The organism is Streptosporangium sp. NPDC005286 (assembly GCF_040607515.1).
Classification (GTDB): Bacteria; Actinomycetota; Actinomycetes; order Streptosporangiales; family Streptosporangiaceae; genus Streptosporangium.
In genome coordinates this window covers 15,654-29,539 of record NZ_JBEXGU010000119.1, presented here as the reverse complement: position 1 = coordinate 29,539, position 13,886 = coordinate 15,654, and the positions used below count along the sequence as shown (strand labels likewise).

Annotated in this window: 16 protein-coding genes; 13 read left to right on the top strand and 3 right to left on the bottom strand. The window is 69.1% G+C overall.

Features of this window, described 5'->3' with window-relative positions:
• Window positions 1-91: 91 nt before the first annotated feature.
• Together ABZU75_RS32510 and mca are read right to left on the bottom strand one after the other, a co-directional pair.
• Window positions 92-292 (bottom strand): hypothetical protein, encoded by a 201-nt coding sequence (locus tag ABZU75_RS32510; RefSeq protein ID WP_350926720.1) that lies wholly within the window; start codon window positions 290-292, stop codon window positions 92-94.
• Between the two features lie 34 nt (window positions 293-326).
• On the bottom strand, window positions 327-1,211 hold the full coding sequence (gene mca, locus ABZU75_RS32505; RefSeq protein WP_350926718.1) for a mycothiol conjugate amidase Mca: 885 nt from the start codon (window positions 1,209-1,211) through the stop codon (window positions 327-329).
• A 228-nt stretch (window positions 1,212-1,439) separates the two neighbouring features.
• On the opposite strand from mca, the gene ABZU75_RS32500 reads away from it, so the two are divergent.
• The 3 genes from ABZU75_RS32500 (at window position 1,440) to ABZU75_RS32490 (ending at window position 3,918) form a co-directional block, all read left to right on the top strand.
• Window positions 1,440-1,868: a DUF4307 domain-containing protein gene (locus ABZU75_RS32500; protein ID WP_355562580.1), complete on the top strand. Its 429-nt coding sequence runs from the start codon at window positions 1,440-1,442 to the stop codon at window positions 1,866-1,868.
• A 106-nt stretch (window positions 1,869-1,974) separates the two neighbouring features.
• Window positions 1,975-2,475, top strand: a complete 501-nt coding sequence (gene greA / locus ABZU75_RS32495; protein WP_350950305.1) for a transcription elongation factor GreA — start codon at window positions 1,975-1,977, stop codon at window positions 2,473-2,475.
• 198 nt (window positions 2,476-2,673) lie between these two features.
• On the top strand, window positions 2,674-3,918 hold the full coding sequence (locus ABZU75_RS32490) for a C40 family peptidase (RefSeq protein WP_355562576.1): 1,245 nt from the start codon (window positions 2,674-2,676) through the stop codon (window positions 3,916-3,918).
• 23 nt (window positions 3,919-3,941) lie between these two features.
• On the opposite strand, the gene ABZU75_RS32485 is transcribed toward ABZU75_RS32490, so the two are convergent.
• Entirely contained in the window at window positions 3,942-4,550 is a 609-nt protein-coding gene (locus ABZU75_RS32485) for a TetR family transcriptional regulator (RefSeq protein ID WP_355562573.1), read from the bottom strand.
• Window positions 4,551-4,634: 84 nt separating this feature from the next.
• On the opposite strand from ABZU75_RS32485, the gene ABZU75_RS32480 reads away from it, so the two are divergent.
• The 10 genes from ABZU75_RS32480 (at window position 4,635) to ABZU75_RS32435 (ending at window position 13,759) form a co-directional block, all read left to right on the top strand.
• Window positions 4,635-5,144 carry a hypothetical protein gene (locus ABZU75_RS32480; RefSeq protein ID WP_355562571.1) on the top strand — a complete coding sequence of 170 codons (510 nt, stop codon included), beginning with the start codon at window positions 4,635-4,637 and terminating at the stop codon, window positions 5,142-5,144.
• Window positions 5,145-5,434: 290 nt separating this feature from the next.
• Window positions 5,435-7,234 carry a phosphoenolpyruvate carboxykinase (GTP) gene (locus tag ABZU75_RS32475; RefSeq protein WP_355562568.1) on the top strand — a complete coding sequence of 600 codons (1,800 nt, stop codon included), beginning with the start codon at window positions 5,435-5,437 and terminating at the stop codon, window positions 7,232-7,234.
• A gap of 107 nt (window positions 7,235-7,341) precedes the next feature.
• A complete protein-coding gene (locus ABZU75_RS32470; RefSeq protein ID WP_355562565.1) occupies window positions 7,342-8,283 on the top strand; it encodes a TIGR04222 domain-containing membrane protein in 942 nt (313 codons plus the stop codon).
• On the top strand, window positions 8,276-9,139 hold the full coding sequence (locus ABZU75_RS32465) for a DUF692 domain-containing protein (protein ID WP_355562563.1): 864 nt from the start codon (window positions 8,276-8,278) through the stop codon (window positions 9,137-9,139). Before ABZU75_RS32470 ends, ABZU75_RS32465 begins: the two co-directional genes overlap by 8 nt.
• Window positions 9,132-9,506 carry a hypothetical protein gene (locus ABZU75_RS32460; protein ID WP_355562560.1) on the top strand — a complete coding sequence of 125 codons (375 nt, stop codon included), beginning with the start codon at window positions 9,132-9,134 and terminating at the stop codon, window positions 9,504-9,506. Before ABZU75_RS32465 ends, ABZU75_RS32460 begins: the two co-directional genes overlap by 8 nt.
• 81 nt (window positions 9,507-9,587) lie before the next feature.
• A complete protein-coding gene (locus ABZU75_RS32455; protein WP_355562557.1) occupies window positions 9,588-9,788 on the top strand; it encodes a hypothetical protein in 201 nt (66 codons plus the stop codon).
• A gap of 37 nt (window positions 9,789-9,825) precedes the next feature.
• A complete protein-coding gene (locus ABZU75_RS32450; protein ID WP_355562555.1) occupies window positions 9,826-10,782 on the top strand; it encodes a hypothetical protein in 957 nt (318 codons plus the stop codon).
• A gap of 112 nt (window positions 10,783-10,894) precedes the next feature.
• A complete protein-coding gene (locus tag ABZU75_RS32445; protein ID WP_355562552.1) occupies window positions 10,895-11,347 on the top strand; it encodes a hypothetical protein in 453 nt (150 codons plus the stop codon).
• A gap of 79 nt (window positions 11,348-11,426) precedes the next feature.
• A complete protein-coding gene (locus ABZU75_RS32440; RefSeq protein WP_343977706.1) occupies window positions 11,427-12,194 on the top strand; it encodes an isoprenyl transferase in 768 nt (255 codons plus the stop codon).
• A 242-nt stretch (window positions 12,195-12,436) separates the two neighbouring features.
• Window positions 12,437-13,759, top strand: coding sequence for a PhoH family protein (locus tag ABZU75_RS32435; protein ID WP_343977703.1), 1,323 nt, complete (start codon window positions 12,437-12,439; stop codon window positions 13,757-13,759).
• Window positions 13,760-13,886: the final 127 nt, after the last annotated feature.

The window sequence follows — 13,886 nt, the reverse complement described above, 5'->3', positions numbered from 1 at the left end:
TCGGTCACCGCAGCACGCTGCGGCTCCCTCCTCCGCCTTGCGAGACACCACCTGACCGATCCTCGCCACGGCAAGATCCGCGGGACAGGCCCTAGGGGGCGGTCGGTGTCGTGCTGCCGGCGGTGCTCTGCTGCTTCCTCAGCTCGGCCTCGGAGGGGACCTCGATCCTGGAGATCTGCCTCCTCATCGACTTGACGAGCAGGTAGAGGGCGACTCCCATCGCCGCCACGACGAGGAAGCCCACGAGGCCAGGATTGACGACGGACTCATCGAGGACGTTAGGTGTAATCACACGTCAAGTCTGCCACCGCCGCCTCCCGGTCGTGTCAGTGGCAGGCGTGCGAGACCGTGTCCGCGTGGATTCCGGTGAACAGGTCGTCCTCGGGAAGCTCGACGTCCACGAGCGCGCGGGCCAGGTGGTAGTCCTCGGTCGGCCAGATCTCACGCTGCAGGTCGCGCGGGCAGACGAACCAGAAGCCGTCCGGATCGACCTGGGTGGCGTGCGCGAGCAGCGCCTCGTCGCGGATCTCGAAGTAGTCGCCGCAGGGAACCCGGGTGGTCACCGGCCACTTCTGCGGGCGGTCCTCCCAGCGGGAGATCCAGTCGGCGTAGGGGGAGCCCATGCCGCGGGAGTTCATCGCCTCGTGCAGCGCCTCGAACCGGTCCTTGGTGAAACCCATGTGGTAGTAGAGCTTCAGGGGCTGCCAGGGCTCACCGGTGCCCGGGTAACGGTCGGGGTCGCCCGCCGCCTCGAACGCCTCCACCGAGACCCGGTTGGTCATGATGTGGTCGGGGTGCGGATAGCCGCCGTCGTCGTCGTAGGTGAGGATGACGTGCGGCCTGAACTCGCGGACGGCCGCCACCAGCGAGGCCGAGGCGACCTGGAGGGGCTGCAGGGCGAAGCAGCCCTCGGGTAGTGGTTCGCTCTCGTCCTCGGGCAGGCCGGAGTCGACGAACCCCATGAAGCGCTGCCGCACGCCGAGGATCTCGCGGGCGCGCTCCATCTCCAGGCGCCGCACCTCGCCGATGTTCTCCAGGATCTCCGGGCGCTCCATCTTGGGGTTCAGGATCGACCCGCGTTCGCCCCCGGTGAGCGTACAGACCAGCACGTCCACGCCCTCGGCCACGTAGCGCGCCATGGTGGCGGCGCCTTTGCTCGACTCGTCGTCGGGATGCGCGTGGACGGCCATCAGCCTGAGTGGTGCACTCACGGGCTCGGTGTCTCCTCTGTGTCGGTCGCGCTTCGGATCGTCGTCGGTCGCCTCGCGGACGGCCTAACCTGGCCGTATCCCCCGCTCCGCTCGACGCGGTGCCCCGCGCGCCCTCGGCTTACGTCACTCTGTAAAGAGGTTAGTTTCTCTTGGGCGGTCGCGAGGGCGAGGCCCCCGCAGGGGACAATTGTCTCGGATAACACCGAGGTAGTGCAGGGAGATTCCGTCATGGCCACCAGCGAAGCCGAGAAGGGCCGTCAGAACGGCCCGATCCTCGGCACCCCGGACGATTTTCCCGACCGTCCGGAGCGCAGGGGACGCTTCGTCGTGCACGTCGTGATCGCGATCCTCTGCGCCGTGTGCGCGGGGGGCTGGGGCTACGTGATGTGGGCGTCCAAGGGCAACACGGAAGTCATCGACCAGCTCATCGCGTTCGATGCCGGCCGCGGCGATTCTGCGCAGATCATGTTCGAGGTCTTCAAACCAACCGAGCGCGCGGCGCTCTGCCGCCTGCGGGCCACCGACGTCAGCCACGTCGAGGTCGGCAGCAAGGAGGTCAATATCCCGGCTGGTGAGGGGTATGTTCGGCTTACCGAACGGCTAGAGACCAGTGCTCAGGCCACTTCCGTTCATGTCCAGTACTGCTATCTCGTATAGTGAGACATTTGAGGAGGCGGACGAAGGCCTAACTTGTTAGCCTGTCGAGATTCGACCGTCCGCAACCCCCAAGCACGAAGCCCCCTAGAGGAAGCAAGGAGAACCCGTGGCCGACTCCCACAACGAGAGCGTCACCTGGCTCACTCAGGAGGCGTACGACCGCCTGAAGGCTGAGTTCGAGCATCTCTCGGGGCCCGGGCGCGTCGACATCGCCAAGAAGATCGAGGCGGCCCGCGAAGAGGGCGACCTGAAGGAGAACGGTGGCTACCACGCCGCCAAGGACGAGCAGGGCAAGATGGAGGCCCGCATCTTCCATCTCCGTCAGATCCTGGACAGCGCCAAGGTCGGTGAGGCACCCCGCACCGAAGGCGTGGTCGGCCCGGGAATGACCGTCACCGTCCGCTTCGAGGGCGACGACGAGGAGGTCGCCTTCCTGCTGGCCTCCCGCGAGGAGAGCGGCGCCCCGATCGACGTCTACTCGCCCAAGTCGCCTCTCGGCTCGGCGATCAACGGCAAGAAGATCGGTGAGAAGGCGACCTACACCATGCCGAACGGCCGTTCCAACACCGTCGAGATCCTTGAGGCCGTGCCGTACATCGGCAACTGACCTCCCCATACTCCGATGATCTGTTGATCCGCCGGGACGGGTGTCCCGGCGGATTGCCATGTCTTGGAAGATTTGGCGGAGGGTTTGTAGTCTTGCGGCCGTATTGCAGATAAGACGCTTTTTGGTGGGTTTGCGTGCATCGCCGGGCGGTGTACGGCACCCTCATAGGGCCGGCCCGGTGGGAGAAGGGGATATGTCGTGTTCGATCGGCGGCCACGTGTCTCCGACCTGATCCGGGAGGCCCGCCAGGACCTCGCCTACCGTCCCCGTCTCCGCTACAGCCGTCGCACCGCCCGTCTGATGAGGCAGGCGGTCCCGATCCTCGCCGTTCTGCTCGTCGGCGTGCTGGCCACCGGTCTGATGATCTACACGCAGATGCCGGAGGCCGATCCGGAGACGGTCACCATGCGCAGGTCCGTCGCCACCGTGCCGACCCAGGTGGCGAAGCCCGTCCAGCCCGCGCAGGCGCCCGCTCCGGTGGCGCCGCTGACCTCGATGCGGAAACCGCATCTCTTCGTCGTGGCGCCCAGGCCGCTCAGTTCGGCGGTGGTGGCCAAGGTCGCCCAGCTCTCCGGGGTGCGGGCGGTGGAGCGCGCCGACGCCGCGGAGGTGATCCTGGACGGCAAGCGGGTTCAGACGCTCGGGGTGAACCCCTCGACGTTCCGCGCCTACACCCCCAAGCCGACGGCGCGCTCCGACAGGCTCTGGCGGAACGTCTCGGCCGGGGAGGTCGCCGTCTCCTTCGTCCTGGGCAACGACGGGGGCATGCCGCTGGGCAAGACGTTCACCACCGCCGGGCAGAACCTGCGGGTCGGCGCCTACGCCACGATGGGCATGGGCGCCATCGACGCGGTGGTCTCCCGGCCGACCGCCCGCGCACTGGGCATCCCGGAGAACAACGCGCTCGTGGTGAGCGCCCCGAAGGCCGACTCCGCGAAGCTGCGCCGCGCGCTCCTGCGCGTACTGCCCAAGGGAGGGCAGGTCGCCGTGATCAACCCGGTGCTGACGGTCCCCCGGAGCACGAACTGGCCGGTCGGTTCCTTCATGACCACGCCCCAGGTCAGGACCGCGCTCACCGCCGCGATCAGCAAGCTCGGCCGCCCGTACGTGTGGGGCGCGGAAGGTCCGGACAGCTTCGACTGCTCGGGCCTGGTCCAGTGGGCGTACGCCCAGGCGGGGATCAAGGTGCCCCGGGTGACGCACCAGCAGTTCGTCTCGGGCCCGCAGATCCCGCTCGCCCAGGCCCAGCCGGGGGACCTGCTGTTCTGGCGGCACGACCCCACCAACCCCGGCTACGTCTCGCACGTGGCGATCTACTGGGGGGACGGCAAGATGCTGCACGCTCCCAGGACCGGCGACGTGGTCAAGCTCGTCCCCGTCACCACCCGCAACTTCGCCGGGGCCGTGCGGGTCAGCCCGGCGGTCGCCGCCCGCGTCCGCTAGGCCCCGTCCCTTGGATCTTTCGCCTACTGCGTGCCGGTGAGCGGGAGGCCGGCGGCGAGCCGGACGAGGGCGGTGTCGAGGAGGTCGGGCAGGTTCTCCGAGGGGTTCGCGGCCCAGCGGGCGATGGAGGGGAGCATGGCTCCGATCACCGCGGCGGCGAAGGTCTCGACGGCGAGGTCGTGGGGATCGCGGCCGGTACGGGAGGCGATCTCCGTACATATCGCCGCGTGCGTGCCGGCGGCGGACTGGAGCCGCCTGGCCCGCAGCGCGGGCACGGAGAGGATGAGCCGGGTCATGGCGGCGGCCCGCGAGAAGTCCTCGGCGCGGAAGCCCTCGAACACGGCCCGTACGGCCTGCCGGAACGCGTCGACGGGTGTCGCCTCCGGGCTGCTCTCGCGGAGCGCGGAGACGATCAGCGAGTCGTACCCGTCCTGGACGACCACGTCCTCCTTGGTGGGGAAGTAGCGGAAGAAGGTGCTCGGCGACACCTCCGCCGCCTCGGCGATCTGCTCGACGGTCGTGGCCTCGTATCCCCGCTCGACGAACAGACGCAGCGCGTGCTCCTGAATCGCACGGCGGGTCTTCGCCTTCTTGCGCTCGCGCAGCCCTCCGGCGCGTTGGGGTGATCTCATTCGCCGATTCTCGCGTCTGCGCGGGCCGCCATGGACAGCGGCAGTGAACGTTGTAATCTAAATTACATGGAAAAAGATAAAACAATGGAGAAGCTGCGCGGCTGGTTCTCGGGAAGGCTGCCCCGGGAATGGTTCGAAGGCGAGCCTGAGATCGTGCTGGACCGCGAGGAGATCGCGGTGGTCGGCAGGCTCCGGGCTCCCGTGCTCGGCGACGACGTCTCGGAGGTGGAGCGTTCCGCCGCGCTGGAGGGCGGCATCCTGCGCTTCCGCGAGGAGACCAGGGAGCGGCGCATGGAGATCGCGCTGGAGGCCGAGCAGCGATTCCGCAGGAAGGTCTCCTGGGGGGTCGCGGTCGGCGGCGAGACGGTGATGTTCACCACACTGTCGGTGCCCGTCATGACCAGGCTCAGGCAGTCGGAGCGCCGGGTGCTCGACACCCTGGTGGCCGCAGGGGTGGCCCGCAGCCGCAGTGACGCGCTCGCCTGGTGCGTACGTCTGGTGGGCGACCACACCGACACCTGGCTGGCGGATCTGAGGGACGCGCTACGGCACGTCGACCGTGTCCGGGCCGCCGGGCCCGACGTGAATTCCTGAGGCTGGGCAGCGGGGATGTCCGATAAATTGGTCTGAACCTGTCCGCTGATTGGTTTAGACCTTTCTCATTGGCCTATACCACTGCGGGAAAGGCTTTTTTAGGGCCGTTTTTTCTGGGTAGGGGTTTCAGAACCCTGTGGCTCCTGCCAGGCCATACGCCTTCGGGGGCGCCGGGCCGGAAGCGCCTTGACATCTGATCGCGCGAATTCACTGGTCTACGCCAATTGGATTAAGCGCGGTTCCGTCGTTAATGATGTTTTGGCCCCGTGAAGCGTAAAGGAGCCCGAGCAGTGTCCCTTACCGTAGACGTGAACACCACCAGCCCGACCAGTCATGCGGAACTGGCCGAATGGGTCAGGGAGATCGCCGAGCTGACACAGCCGGACCGGATCGAATGGTGCGACGGCTCCGAGGCCGAATGGACGCGCCTGACGAACCTGCTGGTCGAGCGAGGGACCTTCACACGCCTGGCCAAGCGGCAGAACAGCTTCCACGCCGCCTCCGACCCCAGCGACGTCGCCCGGGTCGAGGACCGGACCTACATCTGCTCCGAGCGCGAGGAGGATGCCGGGCCGACCAACAACTGGATCGCCCCCGCCGAGATGCGCCGTACCTTCGGCGAGATCTTCAAGGGCAGCATGCGCGGCCGGACGATGTACGTCGTGCCGTTCTGCATGGGGCCGCTGGGTGGTGAGATCTCCCAGCTCGGTGTGGAGATCACCGACTCGCCGTACGTGGTCGTGTCGATGCGCGTCATGACCCGGATGGGCGAGGACGCGCTGCGCCTCATCGAGGAGCGCGGCGGCTACGTCAAGGCGGTCCACTCGGTCGGCGCCCCGCTCGAACCCGGTCAGGACGACGTGCCGTGGCCGTGCAACGCCTCCAAGTACATCAGCCACTTCCCCGAGACCCGCGAGATCTGGTCCTACGGCTCGGGGTACGGCGGCAACGCCCTGCTCGGCAAGAAGTGCTACGCACTGCGGATCGCCAGCACGATGGCCCGGGACGAGGGCTGGCTGGCCGAGCACATGCTCATCCTCAAGCTCACCCCGCCTGCAGGGGAGACGCGCTACGTCGCGGCGGCCTTCCCGAGCGCGTGCGGCAAGACGAACCTCGCCATGCTCCAGCCGACCATCCCGGGCTGGAAGGTCGAGACGATCGGCGACGACATCGCCTGGATGCGCTTCGGTGACGACGGAAAGCTGCGGGCCATCAACCCCGAGGCGGGCTTCTTCGGCGTCGCTCCCGGCACCGGCGAGTCCACCAACGCCAACGCGATCGAGACGCTCTGGGGCAACAGCATCTTCACGAACGTCGCCCTCACCGACGACGGCGACGTGTGGTGGGAGGGACTCACCGACCAGCCCCCGGCGCACCTGACCGACTGGAAGGGCCGCGACTGGACGCCGGAGTCCGGCGAGCCGGCCGCGCACCCCAACGCCCGCTTCACGGTCCCGGCCGCGCAGTGCCCGACGATCGCCCGTGAGTGGCAGGATCCCGCGGGCGTGCCGATCTCGGCGATCCTGTTCGGCGGGCGCCGCGCCAGCGCGGTCCCGTTGGTGACGGAGGCGCTGAGCTGGCAGCACGGTGTCTTCATCGGGGCCAACATCGCCTCGGAGAAGACCGCCGCCGCCGAGGGCAAGGTCGGCGAGCTGCGCCGCGACCCGTTCGCGATGCTGCCCTTCTGCGGCTACAACATGGGCGACTACTTCGCCCACTGGCTCAAGATCGGCCAGCGTGAGAACGCCGAGCTGCCGCGCGTCTACTACGTGAACTGGTTCCGCAAGAACGACGAGGGCAAGTTCATCTGGCCCGGTTTCGGGGAGAACTCCCGCGTGCTCAAGTGGATCGTCGACCGCCTCAACGGCCAGGCGGAGGCGGTGCGCACCCCCATCGGCCTGCTCCCCGCCGGGCTCGACACCGACGGCCTCGCGGTCTCCGAGGAGGACATGCGGACGCTGCTCAGCGTCGACGAGGAGATCTGGCGGCAGGAGGCGGCGCTCATGCCCGCCTTCTTCCAGACCTTCGGCGATCACCTGCCCCGTGAGCTCTGGGAAGAGTACGAGGCACTCGTCGCCCGTCTGGGCTGACACCGGCAAAGGGGTCGAAGACGGGGGAAACTTCTGACAGGCTTTGCGCGTCCAACCGGATACACGGGACGTCACGCCTGCGATCCCTTTCCCCCGAGGAGGCGGACATGGGGTTCCCGCTGTTCGTCATCGCCTTCGCCGCGGCCCTGGCCATCGTCTCCACGGCCTTCACACTTGGTCGTGAGCATCGCCGGGTCCGCTCGGCGGTGACCCGCCACTACGGCGGGCCACCGACCCCCTATGAGCTCGCCTACCTCTCCGGAGGCCCGCGCCGAGTGGTCAACACCGCGCTCGGCATGCTGGCCAAAGCCGGGGTGATCCGGGTCTCGCGGGGCGGTCAGGTCAGTCTGGTCGCCGGGGCCTCGCCCTCTTCCGACCCGATCGAGCACGCCGTCACGGCGGCGCTCGCCCAGCGTGGAGGCGTCGCCCCGGTGGGCGAGCTCCGCCACGCGGTGGCCGGTGGACAGGCCGTCGACGGCCTGCACTACCGGCTGCTGGGGCTGGGCCTGCTGGTGCCCGAGAACGCGCTCGACCACGCGCGGGGACTGCTGAACCGGCTCCTGGTCACCTCGATCGTCGCGCTGGTCCTCACGGTGGGCATCCTGGTCACGGGCGCCAGAGGGAGACTCGGCACCGCGGCGCTGCTGGTGGGACTGATCGCGGCGCTCTTCGGGTTCTCCGTCTACGCGCGGCACAAGCGGTTACTGCGCGACGTCCTGAGCCGCGCGGGCCACGACGTGCTCGCCTCCGCCCGCAGGATCTACGTCCGGGGCGCCCGCCCCGTCACGCCCGGCCTGGCCTTCGCCGTCGGCATCCCCGTCGCCCTGTACGGGCTGGGGGAGCTCGACGAGCCGGGCCTTGTGGAGGAGCTCCAGCGCCAGAGCGTGAGTGGTTCCGGGAGCGGCTGCGCGGTCGGCGCCTGCGGTGGCGGCGGCGGCGGTGACTTCGGATCCGGGAGCTGGGGCGACTCCGGTGGCGGGTCGAGTGACGGTGGCGGTTGTGGTGGTGGGTCCGGTGGTGGGTGTGGCGGGGGCGGTTGCGGTGGGTGAGCGTCCCCCGGTCGCCGCGGTGAGGACGGTCACCGACGGGGTGCTCCCGGCGGTGGTCGAGCCGGGTGTGGGCATCGGCTGGCGGCCGGAGATCGACCTGACCGTGGAACGGCTGCCCGGGGTCGACTTCGTCGAGGTCGTCGCCGAGAACATCGACCCGGCCCGGCTCCCCGAGTCGCTGCGGGTGCTCCGCGCCCGGGGGGTGCCGGTGATCCCGCACGGCGTCGGGCTGGGTATCGGCGGTGCCGAGCATCCCGACCCCCGGCGGCTGGCGCGGCTGGCGGACTGCGCGCGTGCCCTGGAGGCGCCGCTGGTCAGCGAGCACCTGGCCTTCGTCAGGGCGGGCGGCATGGAGGCCGGCCACCTACTGCCGGTGCCGCGTACCAGGGCCGCGCTGGCCGTTGTCGCGGAGAACGTGCGGCGGGCGCAGGAGGCGCTTCCCGTCCCGCTGGCCCTGGAGAACGTCGCAGCCCTGTTCGGCTGGCCGGAGGACGAGATGTCCGAGGCCGCCTTCCTCGGAGAGCTGGTGGAGATGACCGGCGTCGGGCTCCTGGTCGACGTGGCGAACCTCTATACGAACCAGATCAACCTGGGTCTGTCGGCCACCGCCGCGCTGGACGGCCTGCCGCTGTCCGAACTCGCCTACGTCCATGTCGCCGGGGGCCACTCCCGCGGGGGGCTGTGGCACGACACCCACACCGCCCACGTCCCCGAGGAGGTGCTGGACATCCTCTCGGAGCTGTGCGCCAGGGTCGATCCGCCGGGGGTGCTGCTCGAATGGGACGACGACTACCCCAGCGACGGCGCGCTGGAGCGGGAGCTGGGCCGGATCCGCAGCGCGATGTCCGGTGTCTGAGGACGCGGCCAGGGAGGCACTGGCCGGGGCACAGGCGGCGCTGATGGCCGCCCTGGTGGCGGGGGAGGAGGCGCCGCCGGGGTTCGACAGGGAGCGACTGCTGATCCAGGAGTCGAGCCTGATCTCCAAGCGGCGCAGAACGGTGGCCCGTCTCCGGCCCGACCTGGCCGCGCTGCTCGGCGACGGCTTCGCCGCGGAGTTCGACGCGTACGCGCGAGGCCGCCCCAGGCCGCCGGGCGGCTCGCACGCCGACGCCCGCGACTTCGCCGATCGGCTGCGCGCGGCGGGGCGGCTGCCGGAGGAGTCCATCGCCGTTGAGCCGGCCCCCGGGCCCCGCCGATGGTCGCCCTTCGCCAGGCGCCGTTAGAAACTTGTGGCCTTCCCTGTTCGTCCATGTTCGTCCCCTGGGTAGTGGACCTCGGGAAGGGACGTCATCCCGGAGGTCGGCATGCACATCACCAAGATCATTATCACCGTGCTCGTCGTGCTCCTCCTGGTCGCCGGGCTGATCGCGCTACGCCTGGCCGTGCACTCCTCGCGCGCGCGCCGTTCAGCCGGTGCCAGGGGCCGGAAGGCCGGAACGACGGCTGCCGAGGGCGCCGAGAGCACCGAGGACTCTGTGCGGCGGAGGCGCCGTCGGTTAGGTTGAGCCGGTACCTGATCGAGTGCCTGTGCCGGGAGTGACCGTGGGGAATTTCGCCGATCACGCGACCTGGCCGCTGCGCCCCGAGGACGAGGGGACGCATCCGGCCGGTGCCGAGCCGCTGTGGAGCGAGTCGGTCTACCTCGACTTCACGGCCGAGGACGGCTCGCTCGCCGGTTACGTCCGGCTGGGCCTGTATCCCAACTGGAACCGCGCCTGGTACTGGGCGTGCCTGGTCGGCGCCGGCAGGCCCACGGTGCTGCTGGTCGATCACCATGTCCCGCTCCCCGGTCCCGACCTCGCGGTGCGGGGCGAGGACTTCCAGGCCACCCACGACGTGACGCTCCCCATGCGGTCCCTGCGGGTGAGCCTCGAGGCCGGGGCGGCCGCCGTCCTTTCCGACCCCGCCCTGGCGTACCGGGACCTGGACGGCGCCGCCACGACCCCGCTGGCGTTCGACCTGGAGTGGCGGAGTGCCGGTGAGGCCTACCCCTACGGCTTCGTCCCGCGCTACGAGGTCCCCTGCGAGGTCGCGGGGACCATCCGGGTCGGTGGTGAGGAGATCGCCTTCTCCGGCCATGGTGAGCGCGATCACAGCTGGGGAGAGCGTGACTGGTGGCAGCTGTCGTGGCTGTGGAGTTCGGGCCGGCTCGACGACGGCACGTTCTTCCACGGCATGCGGGCGAACGTCGGTTTCGAGATGCCCTGGCCCTGCTTCACGGCTCCGCCGGGCGGGGCGCTGGAGCACCGTGAGGGCTTCACCGCGGCGAGCGAGTTCGGGGAGGACGGATTCCCGTCCGGGGCGCGGCTGGAGGTGCCGGGGATGCCGATGACCGTCGTCCCGCTCGCCTTCGCCCCGGTCGCCATGACGTCGCCGGACGGGGAGATCGCCCGCTTCCCGCGTGCCCTGTGCCGGTTCGAGGCCGAGGACGGGCGCCTGGGGTACGGATGGACCGAATGGCACCAGCCACCCGGCTGGCGGGGACATGGATGGCGTTGATCACGTTTTGATGGTCTGAGCCGGGGATACCCTCTCTGAGGTGGGGGGAGTGCGTTGTCTTGATGGTTCTTATCTGACCGTTACGCCGGTGGCGTGCCGGGACAGTGTCGGTATGCCGTACGAGATAACGCTCGAACTCCATCGCGACGGCGCGCTGTACGGGACGGTGGGCGAGCGCTGCGGCTGGATTCTCACCCGCCTGGCGCGCGGGGTCGCCGAGGCCCGCGCCGGCCACGAGGCGCGGTGGCCCGATCCCGACGACCGCTTCCCCGGCGACGCGGAACTGTTCGCCTTTCGTTACCGGGCCAGGAACGGTGTCGTCGGCGGGGGCGAACTCCGCTGCCAACTGCGCACCATTCCGATCTGGGTTCCCGGACGGCGAGGACCGGCCGGGGCATGGCGGCTCACCAGGAGAGCGTTCCTGGAGGCGTGGGGCGGCGGCGGAGTGGGTATGCGCGCCGTGCTCACCTCGGCTGAGCTGGGGGTTTTCGTGGAAGAAATCATCACAGAGGCCGAAGAATGCCTAGGACCATACAAGCCGGGCAAGTCGGCCAGATCCCTGTAGAGGGGGCGGAGGGGTCCGCGGGACGGCGATAATTGCCTGTCAGCGCCCATTCATGGCGGGTGCTGAGGGAGGGGCTCCAATGGGCGTGCGCGATCTCGTCTATCGACTCTACGAGCGCCGGCTCGAAGCGAAGCTGTCCCGTCAGCGGGAGATGTTTCCCCGGCACGTCGGCGTGATCGTTGACGGTAACCGCCGCTGGGCACGCTCGATGGGCATCGACGACGTGAGCCGCGGGCATCGCAAGGGCGCGGACAAGATCTCGGAGCTGCTCGGCTGGTGCCGCGAGGCCGGTGTCGAGGTCGTCACCGTGTGGCTGCTCTCCAGCGAGAACATCAACCGTTCCAAGGACGAGCTGGACCCCCTGATGAAGATCATCGAGGACGTGGTCCAGGAACTCGTGGCCGACGGCTGGCACATCAAGCCCATGGGGGCGCTAGATCTTTTGCCGGATCACACGGCTCGTGTGCTTAAAGATGCAAAAGAAGCGACATCACATCGTCCCGGTTTGATTGTGAACGTTGCCGTTGGGTATGGAGGAAGGCGTGAGATCGCTGATGCGGTGCGCTCCCTTCTCCAGGAGCACGCGAGCAAGGGCGCGAGCATCGAGGACCTTGTCGAGGTCCTCGATGTGGAGCACATCGCGAAGCATCTCTACACGCGCGGCCAGCCCGACCCGGATCTGGTCATCCGTACTTCGGGAGAGCAGCGGCTCTCCGGCTTCCTGCTCTGGCAGAGCGCCCACTCCGAGTTCTACTTCTGCGAGGCCTACTGGCCTGACTTCCGCAGGGTCGACTTCTTGCGGGCCCTCCGCTCGTACGCCGCGCGACACCGTAGGTACGGTTCCTGAAACACCACATGAACGACCCCTTTCGGTCAGTCTTAAGCAGTTGGAAGTAGGGCATTCAGGACGTACCGTAAGAAGTAGGAGAGCACGACTCACCTACGCCGGAGAGGGCCCGCCTTTGCGTCACGATTCGCTGAGGAGGGCCGGTCACCGGTCCCTGCTCGGCATTCTCGTGAGCGGGTCCGAGGCCGGTCCGCATCCCAGCTCATGGCAGGGCGCCGTCCTTGGCGCCCGGGGGAGAACGCGTGGCAAACCCTTCGTCCTCACCCACGTCGCCGGCAGTCAAGCGGCGCACGTACGTCCTGGACACCTCGGTGCTCCTGGCGGATCCAACGGCGATGAGCCGTTTCGCCGAGCATGAGGTGGTCATCCCGATCGTCGTCATCACCGAGTTGGAGGGCAAACGCCATCATCCAGAGCTCGGATACTTCGCGCGCAAGGCGCTGAGGTACCTCGACGACCTGAGGGTGACGCACGGACGGCTGGACGAGCCCATGCCGATCGGCGAGGGCACCATCCGGGTCGAGCTCAACCACAGTGACCCGTCCATCCTGCCCGTCGGGTTCCGGCTCGGCGACAACGACACCCGCATCCTGACCGTGGCCCGTACCCTCGCCGCCGAGGGACACGACGTGGTGCTGGTCTCCAAGGACCTGCCGATGCGGGTGAAGGCCGCCTCCATCGGTCTCGCCGCGGACGAGTACCGTGCCGAACTCGTGGTCGAGTCCGGCTGGACAGGCATGGCGGAGCTCCAGGTGACCTCCGAGGACGTCGAGGTGCTCTTCGAGCACGGCACCGCCGACCTGGAGGAGGCTCGCGACCTGCCCACCCACACCGGCCTGCGGCTGCTGTCGAGCAGGGGGTCGGCGCTGGGCAGGGTGCTGCCCGACAAGTCGGTGCGGCTGGTGCGCGGCGACCGCGAGGTGTTCGGCCTGCACGGCCGCTCCGCCGAACAGCGGATCGCGCTCGACCTGCTGATGGACCCCGAGGTCGGCATCGTCTCGATGGGCGGCCGGGCGGGCACCGGAAAGTCCGCGCTCGCCCTCTGCGCGGGCCTGGAGGCGGTGCTGGAGCGCCGCCAGCACCGCAAGGTCATCGTCTTCCGCCCGCTGTACGCCGTGGGCGGCCAGGAGCTGGGCTACCTGCCGGGTTCCGAGAACGAGAAGATGAGCCCGTGGGCCCAGGCCGTCTACGACACCCTGGGCGCGGTCACCACGCCCGAGGTGATCGAGGAGGTGATGGACCGGGGCATGCTGGAGGTGCTTCCGCTCACCCACATCCGCGGCCGTTCCCTGCACGACGCCTTCGTCATCGTGGACGAGGCACAGTCGCTGGAGCGCGGGGTGCTGCTCACCGTGCTGAGCCGGATCGGTGCCAACTCCCGGGTCGTCCTCACCCATGACATCGCCCAGCGCGACAACCTGCGGGTGGGCCGGCACGACGGCGTCGTGGCGGTGGTGGAGAAGCTCAAGGGGCACCCGCTGTTCGCGCACGTCACGCTGACCCGCTCGGAGCGCTCGCCGATCGCGGCGCTGGTCACCGAGATGCTGGAGGACATCACGATGTGACGGGTGTCCTGGACCTCCAGGCATGATCGCGCGAAGCGCGGTCGCGGGTGTCGTGAGGCATCCGCGACCGCGCTTCGCGCGTTATTCGCGGGTCGGAGGGCGTCGGCCGTGGCCCACGACGCCGGGC

What these genes read in the sequence shown, in the direction of transcription:
- ABZU75_RS32445 (WP_355562552.1), top strand. Translation starts at nt 10,895, where the DNA reads ATGCCGTACGAGATAACGCTCGAACTCCATCGCGACGGCGCGCTGTAC.
- ABZU75_RS32500 (WP_355562580.1), top strand. Translation starts at nt 1,440, where the DNA reads ATGGCCACCAGCGAAGCCGAGAAGGGCCGTCAGAACGGCCCGATCCTC.
- ABZU75_RS32480 (WP_355562571.1), top strand. Translation starts at nt 4,635, where the DNA reads ATGGAGAAGCTGCGCGGCTGGTTCTCGGGAAGGCTGCCCCGGGAATGG.
- ABZU75_RS32440 (WP_343977706.1), top strand. Translation starts at nt 11,427, where the DNA reads ATGGGCGTGCGCGATCTCGTCTATCGACTCTACGAGCGCCGGCTCGAA.
- ABZU75_RS32470 (WP_355562565.1), top strand. Translation starts at nt 7,342, where the DNA reads ATGGGGTTCCCGCTGTTCGTCATCGCCTTCGCCGCGGCCCTGGCCATC.
- ABZU75_RS32455 (WP_355562557.1), top strand. Translation starts at nt 9,588, where the DNA reads ATGCACATCACCAAGATCATTATCACCGTGCTCGTCGTGCTCCTCCTG.
- ABZU75_RS32485 (WP_355562573.1), bottom strand. Translation starts at nt 4,550, where the DNA reads ATGAGATCACCCCAACGCGCCGGAGGGCTGCGCGAGCGCAAGAAGGCG.